At 56.9% G+C, this 18953-nt stretch carries 20 protein-coding genes; 7 read left to right on the top strand and 13 right to left on the bottom strand.

Annotation, left to right across the window (positions count from 1 at the left end):
• Position 1 precedes the first annotated feature (1 nt).
• Both AC0L7R_RS03485 and AC0L7R_RS03480 read right to left on the bottom strand, forming a co-directional pair.
• Positions 2-694 carry an anti-sigma factor domain-containing protein gene (locus AC0L7R_RS03485; RefSeq protein ID WP_473658815.1) on the bottom strand — a complete coding sequence of 231 codons (693 nt, stop codon included), beginning with the start codon at positions 692-694 and terminating at the stop codon, positions 2-4.
• Positions 694-1230 (bottom strand): sigma-70 family RNA polymerase sigma factor, encoded by a 537-nt coding sequence (locus tag AC0L7R_RS03480; RefSeq protein WP_473658813.1) that lies wholly within the window; start codon positions 1228-1230, stop codon positions 694-696. The genes AC0L7R_RS03485 and AC0L7R_RS03480 overlap by 1 nt, the downstream gene beginning before the upstream one ends.
• A 192-nt stretch (positions 1231-1422) precedes the next feature.
• Here AC0L7R_RS03480 and yaaA point away from each other — a divergent pair, with 192 nt between their 5' ends.
• The 4 genes from yaaA to AC0L7R_RS03460 all read left to right on the top strand — a co-directional run bounded on the left by yaaA (position 1423) and on the right by AC0L7R_RS03460 (position 4576).
• Entirely contained in the window at positions 1423-2202 is a 780-nt protein-coding gene (yaaA, locus tag AC0L7R_RS03475) for a peroxide stress protein YaaA (protein WP_473658811.1), read from the top strand.
• Positions 2203-2271: 69 nt separating this feature from the next.
• Positions 2272-2919, top strand: a complete 648-nt coding sequence (locus tag AC0L7R_RS03470; protein WP_473658809.1) for a histidine phosphatase family protein — start codon at positions 2272-2274, stop codon at positions 2917-2919.
• An 11-nt stretch (positions 2920-2930) separates the two neighbouring features.
• Positions 2931-3539, top strand: a complete 609-nt coding sequence (locus AC0L7R_RS03465) for a glutathione S-transferase N-terminal domain-containing protein (RefSeq protein WP_473658807.1) — start codon at positions 2931-2933, stop codon at positions 3537-3539.
• On the top strand, positions 3536-4576 hold the full coding sequence (locus AC0L7R_RS03460; RefSeq protein WP_473658805.1) for a saccharopine dehydrogenase: 1041 nt from the start codon (positions 3536-3538) through the stop codon (positions 4574-4576). Before AC0L7R_RS03465 ends, AC0L7R_RS03460 begins: the two co-directional genes overlap by 4 nt.
• 29 nt (positions 4577-4605) lie before the next feature.
• On the opposite strand, the gene AC0L7R_RS03455 is transcribed toward AC0L7R_RS03460, so the two are convergent.
• The 6 genes from AC0L7R_RS03455 to AC0L7R_RS03430 all read right to left on the bottom strand — a co-directional run bounded on the left by AC0L7R_RS03455 (position 4606) and on the right by AC0L7R_RS03430 (position 9563).
• Complete coding sequence (locus AC0L7R_RS03455; protein ID WP_247129193.1) at positions 4606-4878, bottom strand: hypothetical protein; 273 nt, start codon at positions 4876-4878, stop codon at positions 4606-4608.
• 94 nt (positions 4879-4972) lie between these two features.
• Positions 4973-5710, bottom strand: coding sequence for an SDR family NAD(P)-dependent oxidoreductase (locus AC0L7R_RS03450; protein WP_473658803.1), 738 nt, complete (start codon positions 5708-5710; stop codon positions 4973-4975).
• Between the two features lie 3 nt (positions 5711-5713).
• Positions 5714-6298: a DUF3833 family protein gene (locus AC0L7R_RS03445; protein WP_473658801.1), complete on the bottom strand. Its 585-nt coding sequence runs from the start codon at positions 6296-6298 to the stop codon at positions 5714-5716.
• A gap of 3 nt (positions 6299-6301) precedes the next feature.
• Positions 6302-7516, bottom strand: a complete 1215-nt coding sequence (locus AC0L7R_RS03440) for an MFS transporter (protein WP_473658799.1) — start codon at positions 7514-7516, stop codon at positions 6302-6304.
• Complete coding sequence (locus tag AC0L7R_RS03435; protein ID WP_473658797.1) at positions 7513-8268, bottom strand: DUF1365 family protein; 756 nt, start codon at positions 8266-8268, stop codon at positions 7513-7515. Before AC0L7R_RS03435 ends, AC0L7R_RS03440 begins: the two co-directional genes overlap by 4 nt.
• Positions 8265-9563 (bottom strand): FAD-dependent oxidoreductase, encoded by a 1299-nt coding sequence (locus AC0L7R_RS03430; protein ID WP_473658795.1) that lies wholly within the window; start codon positions 9561-9563, stop codon positions 8265-8267. The genes AC0L7R_RS03435 and AC0L7R_RS03430 overlap by 4 nt, the downstream gene beginning before the upstream one ends.
• Before the next feature lie 203 nt (positions 9564-9766).
• On the opposite strand from AC0L7R_RS03430, the gene AC0L7R_RS03425 reads away from it, so the two are divergent.
• Positions 9767-10420 (top strand): sigma-70 family RNA polymerase sigma factor, encoded by a 654-nt coding sequence (locus AC0L7R_RS03425; protein WP_348108457.1) that lies wholly within the window; start codon positions 9767-9769, stop codon positions 10418-10420.
• A gap of 11 nt (positions 10421-10431) precedes the next feature.
• Entirely contained in the window at positions 10432-11085 is a 654-nt protein-coding gene (locus AC0L7R_RS03420) for a ChrR family anti-sigma-E factor (protein ID WP_473658793.1), read from the top strand.
• A 3-nt stretch (positions 11086-11088) separates the two neighbouring features.
• Here AC0L7R_RS03420 and AC0L7R_RS03415 read toward each other — a convergent pair whose 3' ends face one another.
• The 5 genes from AC0L7R_RS03415 to AC0L7R_RS03395 all read right to left on the bottom strand — a co-directional run bounded on the left by AC0L7R_RS03415 (position 11089) and on the right by AC0L7R_RS03395 (position 17310).
• Positions 11089-11475 (bottom strand): hypothetical protein, encoded by a 387-nt coding sequence (locus AC0L7R_RS03415; RefSeq protein ID WP_473658791.1) that lies wholly within the window; start codon positions 11473-11475, stop codon positions 11089-11091.
• Between the two features lie 39 nt (positions 11476-11514).
• On the bottom strand, positions 11515-12753 hold the full coding sequence (locus AC0L7R_RS03410) for a DNA recombination protein RmuC (RefSeq protein WP_348108459.1): 1239 nt from the start codon (positions 12751-12753) through the stop codon (positions 11515-11517).
• The gene (gene mutL / locus AC0L7R_RS03405) at positions 12750-14579 is read right to left on the bottom strand and encodes a DNA mismatch repair endonuclease MutL (protein WP_473658789.1); all 1830 of its coding nucleotides are present in this window, start codon (positions 14577-14579) and stop codon (positions 12750-12752) included. The genes AC0L7R_RS03410 and mutL overlap by 4 nt, the downstream gene beginning before the upstream one ends.
• Positions 14580-14665: 86 nt before the next feature.
• Positions 14666-15976 (bottom strand): insulinase family protein, encoded by a 1311-nt coding sequence (locus AC0L7R_RS03400; protein ID WP_473658787.1) that lies wholly within the window; start codon positions 15974-15976, stop codon positions 14666-14668.
• Positions 15976-17310: an insulinase family protein gene (locus tag AC0L7R_RS03395; RefSeq protein WP_473658785.1), complete on the bottom strand. Its 1335-nt coding sequence runs from the start codon at positions 17308-17310 to the stop codon at positions 15976-15978. Before AC0L7R_RS03395 ends, AC0L7R_RS03400 begins: the two co-directional genes overlap by 1 nt.
• Before the next feature lie 183 nt (positions 17311-17493).
• On the opposite strand from AC0L7R_RS03395, the gene AC0L7R_RS03390 reads away from it, so the two are divergent.
• On the top strand, positions 17494-18915 hold the full coding sequence (locus AC0L7R_RS03390; RefSeq protein WP_473658784.1) for an FAD/NAD(P)-binding protein: 1422 nt from the start codon (positions 17494-17496) through the stop codon (positions 18913-18915).
• The last annotated feature ends 38 nt before the right edge of the window (positions 18916-18953 follow it).

Genomic DNA, 18953 nt, shown 5'->3' with positions numbered 1-18953 from the left:
GTTACAGACGCGTCATTTGCGCGACAGCCAAGACGTCACCTGTTGGCAAACCAGTCGGCGATCCACCTAGCGGTTCGTCACTGACGGCAAGGCTCCAGCTATCGACGCCATCGAACCACGCGGCGGGCAAGCGGATCGTTGCTGTCGGATCATCGGTCAAAACACCCACAGGGCGCGGTTCAACACCGTCGACAAGACACCAAAGCTGTAAGCTACGACCATCGTTCGCGGCACCCGACGTCCGTGTGATCTGGATGTTTTCAGCGCCTACATCGTAAACCGCCAAGATGCGCAGATCGTCGTTTTCGGCGGCCAGTTCGGACACATATGTCGGCCCTACGGCAACAGGTTCCGTTGGCCCAAACAAGATCAGCGTTGACGCGATTGCCGCACCCGACAAGACGACGGTCAGACCTTTCCAGAACCCGACCCGTCCCAGAAGGCCCGGTGCCGGATCGACACCAAACAGGCGTTCCATCAGGTCGGATTTTGCGATGCCGGACGGAGTCACGGGCATGATTTCGTCAGTCAGCGGTGCAAGCCGGTCTTCCCATTCGCGCACTTGTGCGGCGAATTCGGGATCAGACGCAGCACGCGCCGCCGCCGCGCGATGGGCGTCGTCAGGCAACACGCGTAAAACGTATTCGGCTGCAAATTCGGTGTCGTCGGGGGTCATGTCTGCTTGTTTGCTCATTACGACATACACTCCCGTAGTGCGATAAGGCCGCGCCGTAACCATGTGCGCATGGTGTTCAGAGGTACGTTAAATTTCGTGGCAAGGTCGGCATATGGCAAACCGTCTAGGTAGGCTGCTTTGATGGCCGCGCTGCGTGTTGGTTCCAATTCGCCAAAGCATTTGGTGATGCGCCGTGCCTCTGCCGATGCGATCACTTGTCCTTCGGCAGTGGGGCCAGATGATGCGATCGTGTCTGTATAATCTTCGATGTCGACAGATGGTTTGTTCGCCCGCAACCGGTCAATGGCCGTATTGCGCGCAATCGTGATCAACCACGTCATCGGGCTGTAGCCGTTTACCGCAAAGCGGTCGGCATTCTTCCAGACTTTGATAAACGTGTCCTGCATGGCGTCCTCTGCTGCGGCGCGGTCATGTAAGATACGCAGGCACACCCCCAAAAGTTTCGCACTGGTTGCATCATAAAGCGCATTAAATGCCTTACGATCACCAAGGGCGACGCTGCTGATCAGGGTTTCAATTTCTAATCGGTTCATAGGGTTGCGGGCCTTTGGTCGCTTCGGCTGCAGGGTACAGACCTTAGGGATACCGCAGTTCTGTCTCACCCGCATTAACAAATGTGACCTAAACGTAAATTGCAACGCGGGCCGAAATGAACCGGTGGACTGGTCAACGCGAACCTGCGTGATACATCTACGCCAACGCCCGCTGCCAGAGGACCATGCGCCATGTTAACCGTCATTTCGCCCGCTAAATCATTGGACATGGATCCCGTCGACATTAGGGCCACGCAACCGGATTTTCAGGCGGACGCCGTGCGGTTATCCAAGACTGCCAAGAACCTGACATTGGGCGGATTGCGCGATCTGATGAGCATCTCTGACGACTTGGCCCGCCTGAATCGCGAACGTTTTCGCGACTTCGCGGCAGAGCCTACGCAGGACATGACAAAGCCTGCTGCATTGGCCTTCAACGGCGATACATATCAGGGGTTAGAGGCGAAAACGCTGGAACCCGACGATCTGAATTGGGCCCAAGATCATTTGCGAATTTTGTCCGGTCTGTACGGGTTGTTGCGCCCACTGGATGCGATCCAACCGTACCGTCTGGAAATGGGTAGCCGTTTGAAAACGCGGCGCGGCAAGTCGTTGTACGATTACTGGGGTGACGATATCGCAAAGGCGCTGAATGCGCAGGCGGATGCGTTGGACACCGACACGTTGGTCAATTGCGCGTCGCAGGAATATTTCGGGGCTGCCGACCGCAAGGCGCTGAAGCTGCGCGTCATCACCCCTCAATTCATGGAAGTGAAAGACGACAAGCCCCGCATCGTGTCGTTCTTTGCAAAACGCGCACGCGGTGCCATGGCCCGTTTTCTGACCGAAGAACGTGCCACCGACGCCGAACAAGTGAAGGATTTCACGACGGGCGGATACGCCTTTGATCCGGACCTGTCTGAAGGAGATAAATGGGTTTTCGTGCGCCCCTACCCTGACACCAAAGCCTAAGGTCACCACACACATTGCCAAGTTGGGTCAGACCCCCTACCTCTGGCCCTGCGACAAAAAGGGATTGTTATGGGCGAAATTACACTGGTGCGGCACGGGCAGGCGAACTCTGCTGCGGACAATGAAATCGACTACGATAAACTGTCGGAATTGGGCCACCAGCAGGCCAAATGGCTGGGTGAATGGATCCACGCGCATGATGGTCCCTTTGACGCCATCTTCAGCGGATCGCTGCGCCGTCAGAAAGAAACAGCCGCCGGTATGGGGTTTACTGACGTGACCGTAGACGAGCGGCTGAACGAGATCGCCTATTACGATCTGACCGACGAAATGGCCGCCCACCAGCCCGAAACCACCCGCACATCGCCCGAGGATTTCGTGACCCATTTCCCCGCGACACTGTCCGCATGGAAAGACGGCCACATCAAGGGAACCGAGACTTATCAAGATTTTACCGATCGCGTGCAGGCCGTGATGGATATGGCCGCACAACCCGGTCGTCGGATTTTATGTGTCACGTCTGGCGGGATCATTGCCCAGTCGGTGTCCAGCATCCTTGGTCTGGATATTCCGCAAATGGCCCGCATCGCGTTGCCGATCCTGAACACGTCGGTGCATCGCATTCACGTGACGGATCATGGGCCGCTGGTGTCCACCTTTAACAGCTCCCCGCATTTGGATCACGCTGACCGATTGACTGCCCGCACCCATTATTGATTGGACCGCCCATGTTGACGCTACACTACGCCCCCAAAACGATATCAATCGCTGTGGCAATTACGCTTGAGGAAGTGGGTCTTGCCTACGACGCGGTTGCCGTCGATTTCGCAAGCGGTGCACAGGCGAAAGAACCGTATCTGAGCGTGAACCCTAAAGGCCGTGTGCCGGCCTTGGTCACAGGTGCTGGGACATTAACCGAAACCGGTGCAATCCTTGAATTCATCGCGGAAACAAGCGGTCAGTTGATCCCTGACACGCCGATGGCGACAGCGCGGATGCGCGAAGTGATGTTCTATCTGGCGTCGACGATGCATGTGAACCACGCCCATAAAATGCGGGGCCACCGCTGGGCCGATCAGCAGTCCAGTTTTGATGATATGACCGCAAAGGTCTCTGAAACCATGGCCGCGTCATGCGCATATCTTGAAGAGATGCTGACGCTTGATCCGTTTGTGACCAAGGACTTTAGCCTTGCTGATCCTTACCTGTTTATGGTGCTGTCTTGGGTGCCTGGTGACGGTGTTGATCTTGCAGCCTATCCAAAGCTGTCCGCCTTCGTCGATATGATGAAAACCCGCCCGTCCGTTCAGGCCGTCATCGCGAAAGGCATGTTATGACCCATATTTGGCTGCGCGCAGAACCACGCGCCCATGAAACACGCGTTGGGCTAACGCCTGATGGTGCTGCACAGATGATTGCGGCCGGTTTTGAGATCACCGTCGAGGACAGCGATGATCGCTGCATCCCAACCGCTGAATATGTAACCGCAGGGTGCGCGACCGCCGCCGCAGGCAGTTGGCCTGACGCGCCTGATGACGCGATCATCTTTGGCCTGAAAGAATTGCCCGAAGACGGCACGCCCCTGCGTCATCGCCACATCATGTTTGGTCATGCCTATAAGGGCCAGCCAAGCGGTCGCGTCCTGCTTGATCGGTTTCAGGCGGGTGGTGGTACGCTTTTTGATCTGGAATATCTTGTTGATCCCGACGGTCGCCGGATCGCCGCGTTTGGGTATTGGGCAGGCTATGCGGGTGCTGCGATGTCGTTGCTGGCATGGGCCGCGCAACAAGATGGCGGCGTTCAGGCTGATGTGCAGGGCGTCAAGGATGCGCAAGATTTACAGGGCCGGATCAAGACGGCCCTTGCGGGTCACACCCCATCGACGTTGATCATTGGGGCGCTGGGGCGTGTCGGGACAGGTGCTGCCGATTTGTGTCATGCGTTGGGCCTGCGTGTTGTCGGTTGGGACATGGCCGAAACGGCAAGCGGCGGACCGTTCCCAGAAGTCCTGCAGCACGATATTTTCCTGAATTGCATTTTGGCCCGTCCCGGCACACCCGTGTTTGTCCCGGCGACCACACCAACTGATGATCGCAAACTGACGGTGATTGGCGATATTGCCTGCGATCCGGACAGCGATTTTTCACCGATCAAAGTCTATGACCAAGCGACGACTTGGGCTGCCCCAAACCTGCGCGTGCACGACGATCCACCGTTGGATGTGATGGCGATTGATAACCTGCCGTCACTGTTACCGCGCGAAAGTAGCGAAGATTTCGCAGGGCAGCTGTTGCCGCACCTGATGGGACTAGATGATCTGGGTCAGGGTGTCTGGGGGCGTGCGAAAGCCACGTTTGTCGAAAACATCAGCTAAGATGGGCAAATGCCGACGGGTTTCGCGCGCTACTGCGCGCCCGTCTGGAATGTGCCGAAACACGCATCGTCGTCTGCACATGCAGGCGCATGGCTTTGCGTTGTCAGCGCCCAAATCGCGGCACGCCCTTGAGCTTGATCTGCTTTCGACATGTCAGGCACGTGATTTACGACACGTCCGGAGCTTACGAAATCTGTAGCCACAATCGCGTCAACCGGCCCGGTCGCACCTGCATACATTGGCAAAGCCAAAGCAATTGCAGCACAGCCAATGGCGTTCGAAATCTTGCGAAGTAGCGTCATGTCATCATTCCCCAATGCAGCGACGAGAATCGTCACCCTTAGTTAATGATCCGTAAATAAGACGCGATTATGGCTAGTTTCGTGATCTTTTGCCCTATTTCGCTCCAAAGAGACGATAATATATCCAATCGGGTAGGAACTGTGACCCGCGGAAGATCCATGAAAACACGAGCGGGAAGCTTTTCTTGAACCCGTCGGTGTTCATGTGATCGAAGACTTCGTCGGCGGCTTCTTCCGGCGTCATGATAAACGGCATGTGGAAGTCGTTCTTTTCCGTCAGGCGCGTTTTGATGAAACCGGGGTTCACAAGTTGGACCCGCACACCCGTTTTGTGCAGATCCGCGTGCATGCTTTCGGCCAACGCCATAACGCCCGCCTTTGACGCCGAATAACCGATTGCACCTGCTTGACCACGAAAGCCTGACAAAGAGCCGGTCAGCACGATGTGCCCAGCGCCACGTGCCATCATGTTTTTCACAACCGAGCCTACGACACGTGATGCGCCGAGGTAGTTGATTTCGCCCATCATGTCGGCTTTTTCGTTGTCCCATTCGCCAGATTTCATCGGCCAATAAACGCCAGCCAAATAGACAACGCCGTCGATATCGCCGATTTGATTTGCCGCCGCTTCGACCGCGTCGCGGTCTGACACATCGACGGTGACATAGGACGCTTTGCTAGGCAGTTCTTCGACAAGTGACTTTAGCCGATCTTCGGATCTGGCAGAGACGATGACCTCGGCGCCCGCTGCACTTAATTTATGTGCGACGGCCCGCCCGAGCCCTTCGCTTGCGCCAACCAGCCAATACCGTTTTCCCTGCCACTCACTCACGTCTTATTCTCCTGCAATCATTTGTCGTGCGCCATCTGCGGGACGCATCGTCGCGACAAGTTCCGCGACCTTTATGCCAAACTTACGAAACTGGGACCGATTCATTATTGATCCGTTCGCCATCAGATACATCCAGTCTGTCGTATCTAAAACATGACCGCCAGCCTCTTCGGACAGTTTGATCCGATAGTTGAGCAAAACCGCCGATCCCTTTTGTTGCCCATGTCCGGCACCCACAAGATCAGGGGCTTCCGCCTTGATCGCGCCGTCGTTGCCCAAGGTCAGTTTCCATTCGCGGTTCTGGACGTTGCCGCTGTCGTAATGAAATACCTCTTTCATCACGCCCACATTGCCGTCCCAAGACGCCACAAAGTCCGCAGTGAAACGCGATGTGACCTTGCCCGTTGGCCCGTAAATCATGCCTTCGCAGACAATCGGCCCGTTCAGGGTTTCGCGAATGTCGAACTGTGGTCCATGACCAGCATAGTCTTCGGGCTTTTGCGCCCAAAATGAAACGTAGCGCGATTTCAGGACCATGGCCGCCAACACGAGGCCCGCACCGATTAGAACGTAGGGAAGAAACGACATCGTTTAATCCTCCAGTTTGGTAGCCGCCAACAAGGCGATTGCCACCAGTTTCAATGTAGACGGCACCAGCGCATAAAGCACCACTAGCGTCTTGATCGCCGCGTCAGGTTGGTTTTGCCCACCCGATTGGAACCCCGCACCTTCCAACAACGGCAGCAGAACCACTGCTGCGAAAGCCAACGTAAATTTGCTGACCAACGACCACAGCCCAAAGCCTTGGCCACCGTTCGGGGCGATCACACTCATTCGTTTTGCGAACATGGCAGGGAGCAATGTGAGGTCCGCACCTATGCTCGCTCCTGATAGTACGCAGACAATCGCGAAAGGGATCACATCGCCGGTGCTTAAAGTGTAAGTATATCCAAAAGAAATGATTGCGAGGCTCATCGCCGCCAGCAGAACAGGCTTTTCGCCGTATCGCCCCGCCAGTTTTGACCACAGCGGCGATGAACACGCGGCGGCAAGGAAGAACAGCACAAGCAGCGCGCCTTCCCAACCGACGGCGCCCAGCGCGCTTTCCACATAGAACAGAAAGAGCGTGGACGAGACCGCAAGCGGCGTTGCGTTGACGAGCGCCAACAACAACAGGCGCCGCGCCTGTGCATCGTTCCAGATCGTGCGAATCGGCGTTGGTTCGGTTTGCACACGTCCCGACCATTCGGGCCACATCCACAAGATCGCCGCGACCGTCGCGGCTGCAAAACCCCAAGCAAATGCCGTGAATGCGTCGAAGCTGTAGCCCATCAGAACCGTTGGTGCGACGGCAGCAACACAGATACCCAGCAACGCGCCCGTTTCCCGCCACGCCGCGAGTTTAACGTGACCTTTGGGATCATCGCCTGCCTTCGCGATGCCTTGCGCGTAGAAATTGATGGTGAGGAAAGAGAAAGCAGAGAACAGCCCAAGCAGTGTGAGGCCGAACCAGTAGAGTGGCGCAATCGGTGGCGTGACAGCTAACAGCCCGATCATAGAAATCGCAAGGACAGCACCTGCAAAGGCGACGGCGATGGGGCGGGCACGGCCAAGGCGTTCGCTGATCCAGCCCAGCACCGGATCTTGGATCACGTCGAACAGCCGCAGCGCGAATAGCATCGTGCCAAGCGCAGCCAGCGTTACGCCGTAGTTATCGACGTAGAGCTTCGGTGCGTAGATATAGATCGGCAGGCCAGCCGCGTTGATTACGGCAGCAAACAGGCTGTAGGCGGGCAGACGGGTCATTGGCTGATGTCGTGGTCGAGCGGTTCGGGGCAAGATCGAAAGGTCGCTTTTTTCCACCACAGTTTGACCGCTTGCCAATGGATCAACGCCAGCACGCGGCGCGATCCAAACGGGCGGCGGATGGCCGATTTCAGGATGGATGCATTGGTCAGCGGTTTGCGATCGCCTTTGAGCGTTGCGATCAACCCGCCGTTGCCCCGCGTGTAGTCGATGACGATATGGACGTGATCATCGGTAATATCGAACCGGAAGGTGTAGCCGCCTTCAATTGGCTGAAACGGGGACACGTGGAAAATCTTGGTCGCTGACAGCGTTTCGTCTTTCGTGATTTCACGCATGTCGTCGTGATGGCACAGGTAGGAATGGCGTTGACCAAAGGTGTTGGACACTTCCGCGATCACGACCCGCAAGGCGCCTGTCGCGTCGTGGCACAGCCAAAAGGACACCGGATTGAACACATGCCCCAACAGCCGTGGCTGCGCGAGCAGGTCGATGCGTCCGGTCAGTTCAATCTTATGCGCCGCCAACACATCGCGCACCCAATCTGCGCCAATGCCTGCCTTGGGTTTTCCGCCATGGTCGCTGTCTTGCAACGACATCAGGTTCGCGCCATTGCGTGCAAACAGCGCAGGGCCCTTTACCGCCGCGTCGGCATCCATCAGCACGTAGTCGATGGAATAGCGAAACGCATTTTTCACCGCGCCCCGCCTGCCATGGTAGGTTTCGCCTGCGATATGATCGATACGTGTCACTCTGCAGCGATCTGAGCGCGGTCAATCGCGTTCAGCGCCGTGACGACGTCGTAAGCAGAGGCAAGCCCGTCTTCGTGGAACCCATTCTTCATCCATGCCCCACAGAACCATGTGCGGTTTGATCCGTTCATTGCGACGGCTTGTTTCTGTGCTTCGATTGCGGCCAGATCATAGACCGGGTGGCGCAATGTGACCTCGTCCCAGATCAGGCTTTCGTCAATCTGACGGGTTGTATTTAAAGTCACCATCAGCGGATCTTCAGTCAGCCACGGCTGCAGCGAATTCATCCAGTAGGTCAGGTCGATCTGGTCGGATGTTTTACCGGCTTCTTCGGAATAAATCCACGACGACCACGTCTGGCGGCGCTTTGGCATGATGTTGGTGTCTGAATGCAAAACGACCTTGTTCGGCTGGTATTTCACCGCGCCAAGCGTCTTTTGCTCCATCTCTGTCGCGTCTGACAGCATGGCAAGCGTGTCGTCGGAATGGGTGGCAAAGACGATTTCGTCAAAGTGTTCCCAGTCGCCCCCCACGACCTTCACATCGACGCCTACGGGCGAACGGCGAACAGCGTGCATCGGCGATGCAAGACGGACTTCCACCCCGCGCGAGAACATAGACGCCCCCAAACGACGCACGTATTCCTGACTGCCGCCTTCAACCGTGTACCATTGATGCTGCCCGTTGGCGGACATCAATGCGTGATTGTCGAAAAACTGGATCATCGTTTTCGCAGGGAAATCCATGATCTTTTCTTTGGGTGTCGACCAAATCGCGCCTGAAAATGGCAGCAGATAATGGTCAGCGAAATAGTCGGACAAACCAAGCTTCACGAGAAGACCACCGATGGTTAGGCCTTCTTCCTTTGATGCCTCAAGCCCGTCATTGTTGAACTTCAGGATGTCGCGCACCATGCGCAGGAATTTCGGGTTCACGATGTTGGATCGCGTGGCAAACAACGCGTTGGCGCTGGCCAGCCCGTATTCCATGCGCCCGCCACCAAAGGACGCGCCAAAGCTCATGTTGCTCTTCACAACGGGCACTTCGAGGTGGTCAAACAGCGCGGTCAGATTTGGGTAATTGGCGTAGTTGAACACGATGAAGCCCGTATCAACGGCCTGATCCCCTTGCCTGCCAGCCATTTTAGATCGCGCATGCCCGCCAAGCCGGTTTTCCGCTTCGAACAAGACAACTTGATGATTTTTCGCAAGCGCATGGGCCGCGCCCATTCCGGAAATGCCAGCGCCGATGACGGCAATTTTCCGTGGCGTGGTCGTCGAAGTTTCAAATGGCATTGGTGTATAGTGCTCCCGGCGGGTTTTCTTTGTCTTAGTACGACACGAATGCGCAACTGGATGAGTTTCAGTTGACCCGCAGACTTTCGTGCGACTTCGGACGACCATAACGCAAAGACGGTCCAATTATACTGTCCAAAAGAGACTGCGAAAAAATTGTCCCGACCTGTGATCCAAACTGAACGTGCCGTCGTAACAATCATATGTTGACCACGATCACCCCCTCGGCCAAACCTGACGATGCAGTTATTGCGGCGGCGACGCCCGTCGTTTCTGCGCGGACGATCAGGACGAAAGCGAGACAAGTGCAAGACGAAAAGGCCGCAAAACGCGCAGCTTGGGTGCCGCAATTGATCGCAGTGCGTGATCAACAAGACAAAGCGGCATTCGCCGAATTGTTCGCCCATTTTGGCCCGCGGGTGAAATCGTTCTTGATGAAGTCGGGCGCCAGCGCGGACATGGCCGAAGAATGCGCACAGGAAGTCATGGTCACACTTTGGCGCAAAGCGCATTTGTTTGATCCAGCCAAGGCCAGCGTGTCGACGTGGATCTTTACAATTGCGCGGAACCGCAAAATCGACCTGTTGCGCAAACAGCGGCGGGTGGAACCCGAAGACCTACCATGGGGACCCGAAGCGGACCCTGATCAGGCTGACGCCATCGCGCTTCAGCAAGAAACAGAAATTTTAGGCAAGGCCATCGCGGACCTGCCAGACAAACAACGGCTTTTGATCGAAAAAGCTTACTATGGCGAATTGACGCATAGCGAAATTGCCGCCCAAACAGGCTTGCCTTTGGGCACTATCAAATCACGTATACGGCTAGCGCTGGACCGCCTGCGCCACGCCATAGGATGAACGGACACGTAATGACGACGACGATTAAACATCACCTCACGGATGACCTGTTGATGGGTTATTCTGCTGGTGCTTTGCCAGAAGCCTTCAACGTGGTTGTGGCGACGCATATCTCACTTTGCGACGAATGCCGCGCGCGTCTTGCCAGCTTTGACGCTGTGGGTGGTGCTGTGGTGGAAAGCGTGGATGCTGTGGACATGGCCGAAGACAGTCTAGCTGCGGTCATGGCAAAGATCAGCGCGAAACCAGACGCGCCGGTCAACGTGTCTACCCCGCGGACCAGCAGCATTTTCCCAACGCCGCTGCAAGAATACATATCGGGCAATATCGACGACGTGAAATGGCGCAAAATTGGCGGCGGCGTCAGTCAAGCGGTGTTGAAGACATCCAAAGACGCATCGGTCCGGTTGCTGCGCATCCCTGCGGGCACCGCTGTTCCGGATCACGGGCATCGCGGCACGGAGCTGACGCTTGTTTTGCAGGGCGCGTTCAAGGACGAACATGACCGCTTTGGCAAAGGTGATATCGAGGTCGCGAACGAAGACCTGCATCACACGCCTGTTGCCGAAGACGGAATGGACTGTATCTGCCTTGCCGCAAGCGACGCACCGTTGAAATTCAACGGGTTCTTGCCGCGGCTGGCCCAGCGTTTCGTCGGTATTTAAGCCTTAGTTCCAAGCAACAACAGCAGTGCCTGCCGCTGATTGCATATATCCGTCGCCGCCCGGTGACAGGTGGAATGTGCGGCCCGGATAAGCCCCAGTGACCACGTAGTAATCCGGTGTTTGTTGCACCGATCCCGTGCGTGTGCCGCAGACGTGTGCGCCGTTCTGACAAGGCCGCAATTCGAACGTCCGCAGGATATCGCGGCCAAATCGGCCTCGTTCTGTCGCAACTACGCTGATAGATGCGGTGTCAAATGGCTGGTCTTGGAAAAGCTCTGCGTAGGTGCGGCTGGCTTGGGCCGGCACATCAATCCGTTCCGGCAAAGCCTGTCCATCTGTGCATGCGACAAGCGTCGCGGTTGCCAATGCGGCGGACATCAAACGGATCATAGCGACTGTTCCTTTACAAGCGTTACGTGCACAATGGCCCTAGGGATCGGGCGGCGCAAGAGGAACCACCTTTGGATCAGCGTCTGGAGCCAATTCTTCGAAGTCAAAGTTGTCCAACCTGTCCGCGCGTTTGCCAGCGCGGGTTGCGGCCGTCAGCACACCAGCCACGTCGTCGCCCGCTTGGCGCAGATGGGTTTCCAGTTTGCTTGCCTTTTCACCGATGATTTCCACATCGCGGTGCAGGTGACGCAACGCCTTGCGGATTTCGCCTGCCTGTTCGCGCATCCGCGCATCTTTCAGGATCGCCCGCATCGTGTTCAGCGTCGCCATGCAGGTCGTCGGCGACACAATCCAAACGCGGGCGTTGAAGCCTTCGCGGACGACTTGTGGCAGACGCGCGTGCAGTTCTGCATAGACCGCCTCTGATGGTAGGAACATGATCGCGCCGTCGGCGGTTTCGCCTTCGATGATATACTTTTCCGAGATCGCTTTGATGTGTACCTTCACCGCGTTGCCGAGGTCACGCAGCGCTGCTTCCTGCTGCGGTTTGGTTTCGGCGGCGGCATAGGCTTCGTAGGCTTCAAACGGGAATTTCGCGTCGATGACGATGGGGCCCGGAGGGTTCGGCAGATGCACAAGGCAATCCGCGCGTTTCCCGTTCGATAGGGTCGCTTGCAGGGCGTAGGCGTCGGACGGTAGCGCTTTTGACACGATGTCGGTCAGTTGGATTTCGCCAAACATGCCGCGCCGTTGTTTGTTCGACAGGATATCTTGCAATGACAAAACGTCGCCGGACAATTTTTCGATATTGGTCTGGGCCTTGTCGATGGTCGCGAGCCGTTCCTGTAACTTCGCGAGGTTTTCGGTCGTTTTTTCGGATGATCCGGCAAGGGATTCTTTCATCCGTTCTTGCATTTCAGTCAGGCTCATCGCGGAGCGCCGCGCATTTTCGGCCAAACGATCAGCGACCTGCGTTTGTACCTCTGCCAACCGTGTTTCCATTGTTTGGATCACACGGACCTGCGCGTTTGCCTGTGCATCGCTGACGGTTTGGATATTGCCGGACAGCTGGCTTTGCCCCTGTGCGAGCGCGTTCACATCGTAGGACAAACGCCCGATATGGGCCGCCACATCTTGCACAAGCAACGTGGATTGCGTGGCCTTACGCGCTGAGGAAATTAGCAACCACAGCACGGCAACAATGATCAATATACCAATGATCGCAGCGATCACCCGAGGGTCATCAAATGCGTAACTTTGTCCTGCGATTTCAATCATGTGCGACCAAACAGACGTTCAATATCACTGAGCTTTAACTCCACATATGTCGGTCTGCCGTGGTTGCATTGCCCCGACATGGGCGTCGCCTCCATTTCGCGCAGCAGGGCGTTCATTTCGTCGGCCTGCATACGGCGGCCTGACCGGATAGAGCCATGACATGACACACGGGACAGGATGGCATCAATACGCGATTTGAGCTGCGTGCTGTCGCCCTGATCGGTGAGTTCGTCCAAGATATCGCGCAGCAGTTTACCCGCATTGATTTCGCCTAAGATTGCCGGCGTTTCGCGCACGGCGATGGCGTTGCCGCCGAAAGCCTCAATAGTGAGGCCCATCTTGGTCAGCTCTTCGGCAAAGCCCAGTAGGGTCGCGACCTCGTTGTCGGAAAATTCGATAATCTCGGGGATCAGAAGCGCCTGCGCCGCGACCCCGTTTTCCGCCATTTGCGTCTTCAGTTTTTCATAGACCAGCCGTTCGTGCGCAGCGTGTTGATCGACAATGACCATGCCGGTTTCGGTCTGTGCGATGATGTAGTTTTCGTGTACCTGCGCGCGCGCAGCGCCAAGCGGTAGGTCTTGGCGAACTGGTGTCGCGACCTCTTCCACTGGTTCGAACCGCGCGGATGGTTCGGCGAACCCCGCCATCGGTTGTGGCGCTTGCGCTTGGAACGTCATGGACCGTGCGCTGAAAGACGGGCGGTCCATTTGGTAGACGCGGGGTTCGACCTGTTCGGGCTGCATCGCACCCAAGGTGGCCCCTGCGACAGTTGTCGACGCGCGATGCCCTGCCCCAGCGAGCGCGTGACGTAGGCCAGACACAATCAAGCCGCGCACAGCGCCGGGATCGCGGAAACGGACCTCTGATTTCGCGGGGTGCACGTTGACGTCGACGAGCGTCGGGTCGCAATCGACGAACAACGCAGCGACCGGATGACGGTCACGCGATAGCACGTCCATATAAGCGGCACGCAACGCACCAAGCAGCATTTTATCGCGGACGGGCCGCCCGTTGACGAACAAGAATTGCGCGATGGCCGCACCACGCGAATAGGTCGGCAGGGCCGCGTACCCCGTCAGGTGGAAACCGCCTCGTTCCGCATCAATCGCAATGGCGTTTTCGGCGAATTCGCGGCCGAGGACGGACCGTAGCCGCCCATGCAGTGCGTCGAATAGATCGCCTGTTTCCGCGTCAGCGCGGAATGTGGTGCGTTGATCACCGCCGGACGCATCCCGCAGGATGAAGGTGATGAACGGTTCGGACATCGCGAGACGTTTGATGACGTCGCCGACGGCTTGCGCCTCTGCCCTATCGGTCCGGAGGAATTTCAGGCGGGCGGGTGTCGCGTAGAACATGTCTCGCAATTCAACGGCGGTGCCGTTGTTCAGTGCGGCGGGTGCGACTGGTTCTGTCACGCCGCCAGCCACCGCGATACGGGCGGCGGTTTCAGGCGGCACGCGGGATGTGATGGTTAGACGGCCAACCGCACCGAGCGACGGCAACGCCTCGCCCCGAAACCCGAAGGAATGGATGTTCAGCAGATCGGAGCCGTCTATTTTCGACGTGGCATGACGCGATAAAGCAAGCGGTAGATCATGTGCCGCGATCCCGCAGCCATCGTCGGTGACGCGGATCAGGGTTTTGCCACCATCGGCGATCACGACCTCAATGCGCGTGGCACCCGCATCAACAGCGTTCTCGACCAATTCTTTCACGGCAGAGGCCGGACGTTCCAGCACCTCGCCTGCGGCGATGCGGTTGATTGCAGCATCATCCAGCTGTCGGATAACGGGCTGCGGCTTTATCTGGGGGTCAATATGGGCCATGCCACAAGGTGTAGCATGGCCCGCGTTGATTCTACGAGGTGCCCGCCAGAGTTATCCACGGAAAAATCCGCGAAGGTAAATGGCGTTTATTCAGTTGTTGTTAGGCCTTCGGGTTGGCCCACAACGACAAAATGAAGCGCCTCTGGATCGAGCAATTCGTCCGCGACACCGTTAATGTCGTCCAAGGTCACGGCTTCGATGTAATCGTTGCGGTTGATGACATACTCGGGCGGCAGGCCGATCATTTGCATTCCGACCATGATGTCGGCGATTTCACCGTTACCGTCGAACCGCAGCGGGTATTCGCCCGTCAGAAAGGTTTTCGCGGTTTCCAGTTCCTCGGTTGTGACGCCTTCGTCCGCCATGCGCGCCCATTCATTGCGCGTGACTTCGATTGCCTCGGCGATGGTTTCATTTGCAGAAGCAACCTGCCCCAGCATCATTTCGGCGTGGAATTTCGGCACGAGGAACGTGCTGATCCCGTAGGTCAGGCCGCGCTTTTCGCGGACTTCGTTCATCAGGCGCGATTCAAAACCGCCTGCACCAAGGATCTGGTTCATGATGTATGCGGCAAAGAAATCGTCGTCGTCTCGCTCGATGCCAGCATGGCCAAACAAGGCGACGGATTGCGGTGTTTCATAGTCGATCACTGTGACACCACCCGCGAGACCAAAATCAACGTCATCGGGTAACGCCGGCCCTTCGTCAGGCAGAGACCCCAGCAAATCATCAAGCATTGGACCAACCGCGTCCGCCGTCACATCACCCACGACAGATACGAACAACCGGTCACGTGTCAGGACATTGCGGTGGGCGTCGAACATGTCGTCACGGGTCAGCGCGGTCACACTTTCAATAGTCCCGTCCATGCTGCTGCCATAGGGGTGGTCGCCAAAAGCGGCTTCGTCAAAGAAAGCCCCCGCAATCCGGTTGGGGTTTTTGGCATCGCTGTTGATGCCGGAAATGACCTGTGCGCGCACACGATCAATGGCGTCTTGGTCAAATGTTGGGCTGACCAATGACTGCTTGAACAGGGCCAGTGCGTCCTCTTGATTTTCGGTCAGGAATTTAGCGGAAAGTGAAATTGTGTCGTCATAGGCGCGGTAGCCAAACGATGCCGCAAGGCTTTCACGCTTCGCTTGGAATTCCTGCGCGGTCATGTCGCCTGACCCTTCTTCCAGCAGGCCCATCATCAGGTTCACAGCGCCGCGTTTCCCTTCGACGTCGAGCGATGCACCACCACGGATACGGATTTCGAGCGCGACAAACGGGATCGACGGTTCTTCGACGACCCACGCATTGATCCCGCCGTCTGACGTGATCGTTTTGATATCCACGGCGGCGGTGGCGACAGACGCGGTAACGGCAAATGCGGCCGTGATAATAAAGCGGAACATTAGCGCGCCTCCTCTTGGCTGGACACGACCCAACCGGTCACGGCTTGGTCCCGATTCAGGACTTTTGCAGCGACCGCTTTGACGTCTTCGGCGGTTACGTTTTGCAAGATTTCGGGCCAATCTTGGATGTCTTGGACGGTAAGACCCTGTGTCAGACCCGCGCCGTAGCGCCGTGCAATGCCGCCGACGTCATCAAGCGCGTAAATCTCTGAGGCGCGCAACTGTGTGCGGATGCTTTCCATGCGATCTTCGCTAATCGGGGCGTCGAGGAATGCGGCGATGGCGTCGTCCATTGCGGCTTCGACTTCCGACAGGCTGACGCCTTCTGCAGGGGCGACTGAAATGCCGAAGGACGTGTCGTCCAGCGACGACCCGCTGTAACCTGTGCCTGTGTAAACGGCTTTTTGCGTTTCAAACTGCAGGGCTGTGCCCAGCACGGATGTAAACGACGATCCGCCAAGCAATTCAGACAGATAGACCAAAGCGGCGGCTTCTTCTTGTGCGCCCGCATCGCGTTCGGGGGCCAGATAGCTGCGTGCGAGATAGGGCTGCGAAACACGTGGATCGACATAGGTGATCCGACGTTCGGCGCGCTGCGGTGGTTCTTCGGGACGAATGCGTTCCGGCAGGTCAGGTTCAGCCGGGATCACACCGTAATAGGTTTCGGCCAATGCGCGAACCTCGTCCGGATAAACGTCGCCAGCGACGATCAGGATCGCGTTGTTCGGGGAATAATAGAGGTCATAGAAGTCGAGCGCATCTTGCAGCGACAAGTCTTCCATTTCGTGCTTCCACCCGATGATCGGCACGCCGTAACGGTGGTTTTGATACAAAGCAGCGGTGAATTGTTCGCGGGCCAAGGCACCCGCACTGTTTTCAGTCCGCTGGTTCCGTTCTTCCAGCACGACCTGCCGTTCGGTTTCGATATCGGCTTCGGTTATCGCCAGATTGTTCATCCGGTTGCTTTCCATCTGCATCATCAGCTCTAACCGATCAGCGGCGATGCGTTGGAAATAGGCGGTGTAGTCATAGCTGGTAAAAGCATTATCCGTGCCGCCATTGGCCGCAACAGTTGCCGAAAATTCGCCCGGTTCCAGCACGTCTGTGCCTTTGAACAGCAGATGTTCCAAGAAATGGGCCACGCCGGAAGCGCCGACGGGTTCATCTGCCGATCCGGTTTTGTACCACACCATATGCGTGACAACAGGGGCGCGGTGATCTTCGATCACAACAACATCCATCCCGTTATCAAGTGTAAACGTGGTGACGGCCTCTTCGGCCGTCGCGGCAAGTGGTAGCAAAAGCGCAAGTGCAGTGGCGAACAATCGGGTCATGGTGATCCTTGGGTTTGTGGCCTGTATCGGTGTGCTGTGAAACCTATGCCATCCCCCCGCGCATGCAAGGGCTGCATGACGTGTATGTGATTGGCGGTGTGTGCGGCTAAATCGCGTCTTTTGGGTGGTCTTTCGCCCCATATTCGTGCACATACACGGCCTGCTTACCGGAGACATCACCACATGAACGACGCCGCGCCTTTGACCCGTCCCTCTCACCGGATTGTTGTGGGTGATGGTATTACGGCAGCTGCGTTTGTTGAAACGAGTGATCTTCCAAACGGATCGATCCTGACCATCATCAGCCCGAACGTGCATGCCTTTGGGCGCGGTGTTGCCTATGCTGCCGACGATGCAGAGACGCAGTGGCGCTATGCCTATCTGCTGAATTCGCCTGCAGACGACATTGATCCGGATTTTGCGGCATGGATCACGCAGAATTGGGACGTGATCCGCGGCAAAATGGAAGGACGCCGGCCGGATTGGATCGCGGCCGCAGCACCGCTGTTGGCAAGCGGGGACACCTTTGGCTTGAACATTCCGCGGGCTTTCTACGGCGATTACATGGAACAGCGCGTGGCGCGTGTTTTCGCGGATTTACGCGCCAAAGATGTGACCATCAATTTCGTCGCAGAAACGGCTGTGTCGATTGCCGAAGTGGATGGCGCCATCACAATCACAACCAATTCTGGCGCGGAATATACAGCCGATTATGTCGATATCGCCCCCGGCGGCCCATCAACACAACGGCTGCAAGGGGACGACGGGCCGTTCTGCGCCCCTAGCCTTTTCGGAAACGAAGCCCGCATTGCAGAGCACATCAAAGCAGGTGCCGAGATTTTCTGCGTTGGGTCAAATGCCACGATGCTGGATGCGTTACGGTTGTGCCAATCCGTTGTCGCTGAAGACAAATTACGGTTTGTCGCCTGTTCATCAGACGGTTCTATTCCCGCCCCCTTGATCCCCCGCATGCCGCGTTATTTGACGCAACCGAAACTAAAGTCGGGACACAAAACCGCGCAGGATTTCTTGGATGACGTTTGGCAAGCGATGCAAACGGCCCGCGCCGCAGGTGATCAAATGCGCGAAATTCGGGCGGGGTTCCGCGCCTATTTTATCGACAATCCGTTATCGACTTTCCTACCCGACATCGACGAAGCCCGCCTTGTCCCGCGCACCTTGTTTCATTGGTTCAGAGGCGGGACGCGTGACACGATCCTCGATTTTCAACGCCTCCTGGATCAAGGCGCAACGCGCACGATCAGCGGACGTGTCAGCGCGATTGAGACGACGGAAAATGGCGCGCGCGTTTTGACGACGGACCGCGCTGGCAATGTGTCCAGCTATGACACAGGCTTTGTGATCAATTGCGCGGGGTCCGGCCGAAATTCGACCTTTGATCCGCTTACCGAACAAATGATTGCAGACGACATCATTGCACGTTGCCCTGTCACGGGTGGACTGGGCGTAGGTGAAAAATGTGCGACGCGATTAAGCAACGTGCGACATTTATCACCCGCGACGACAATCATCGGCGACGAAGTCATGCCGATGCCGCTGTATGACGCGCATTTTCTTAGAACATGGGCGGCGAAATCCACCTGACCGGACCGCGTTCACAAACTGGCCCCATCAATGTGACT

The organism is Yoonia sp. D2-7 (assembly GCF_055809435.1).
This window is presented reverse-complemented; position numbering and strand designations above follow the sequence as displayed.

Excerpts from the sequence above, each read along its gene's own strand:
- AC0L7R_RS03485 (WP_473658815.1), bottom strand. The coding sequence starts at position 694 with ATGAGCAAACAAGCAGACATGACCCCCGACGACACCGAATTTGCAGCC.
- AC0L7R_RS03480 (WP_473658813.1), bottom strand. The coding sequence starts at position 1,230 with ATGAACCGATTAGAAATTGAAACCCTGATCAGCAGCGTCGCCCTTGGT.
- yaaA (WP_473658811.1), top strand. The coding sequence starts at position 1,423 with ATGTTAACCGTCATTTCGCCCGCTAAATCATTGGACATGGATCCCGTC.
- AC0L7R_RS03470 (WP_473658809.1), top strand. The coding sequence starts at position 2,272 with ATGGGCGAAATTACACTGGTGCGGCACGGGCAGGCGAACTCTGCTGCG.
- AC0L7R_RS03465 (WP_473658807.1), top strand. The coding sequence starts at position 2,931 with ATGTTGACGCTACACTACGCCCCCAAAACGATATCAATCGCTGTGGCA.
- AC0L7R_RS03460 (WP_473658805.1), top strand. The coding sequence starts at position 3,536 with ATGACCCATATTTGGCTGCGCGCAGAACCACGCGCCCATGAAACACGC.
- AC0L7R_RS03455 (WP_247129193.1), bottom strand. The coding sequence starts at position 4,878 with ATGACGCTACTTCGCAAGATTTCGAACGCCATTGGCTGTGCTGCAATT.
- AC0L7R_RS03445 (WP_473658801.1), bottom strand. The coding sequence starts at position 6,298 with ATGTCGTTTCTTCCCTACGTTCTAATCGGTGCGGGCCTCGTGTTGGCG.
- AC0L7R_RS03440 (WP_473658799.1), bottom strand. The coding sequence starts at position 7,516 with ATGACCCGTCTGCCCGCCTACAGCCTGTTTGCTGCCGTAATCAACGCG.
- AC0L7R_RS03430 (WP_473658795.1), bottom strand. The coding sequence starts at position 9,563 with ATGCCATTTGAAACTTCGACGACCACGCCACGGAAAATTGCCGTCATC.
- AC0L7R_RS03425 (WP_348108457.1), top strand. The coding sequence starts at position 9,767 with ATGTTGACCACGATCACCCCCTCGGCCAAACCTGACGATGCAGTTATT.
- AC0L7R_RS03420 (WP_473658793.1), top strand. The coding sequence starts at position 10,432 with ATGACGACGACGATTAAACATCACCTCACGGATGACCTGTTGATGGGT.
- AC0L7R_RS03415 (WP_473658791.1), bottom strand. The coding sequence starts at position 11,475 with ATGATCCGTTTGATGTCCGCCGCATTGGCAACCGCGACGCTTGTCGCA.
- AC0L7R_RS03410 (WP_348108459.1), bottom strand. The coding sequence starts at position 12,753 with ATGATTGAAATCGCAGGACAAAGTTACGCATTTGATGACCCTCGGGTG.
- mutL (WP_473658789.1), bottom strand. The coding sequence starts at position 14,579 with ATGGCCCATATTGACCCCCAGATAAAGCCGCAGCCCGTTATCCGACAG.
- AC0L7R_RS03400 (WP_473658787.1), bottom strand. The coding sequence starts at position 15,976 with ATGTTCCGCTTTATTATCACGGCCGCATTTGCCGTTACCGCGTCTGTC.
- AC0L7R_RS03395 (WP_473658785.1), bottom strand. The coding sequence starts at position 17,310 with ATGACCCGATTGTTCGCCACTGCACTTGCGCTTTTGCTACCACTTGCC.
- AC0L7R_RS03390 (WP_473658784.1), top strand. The coding sequence starts at position 17,494 with ATGAACGACGCCGCGCCTTTGACCCGTCCCTCTCACCGGATTGTTGTG.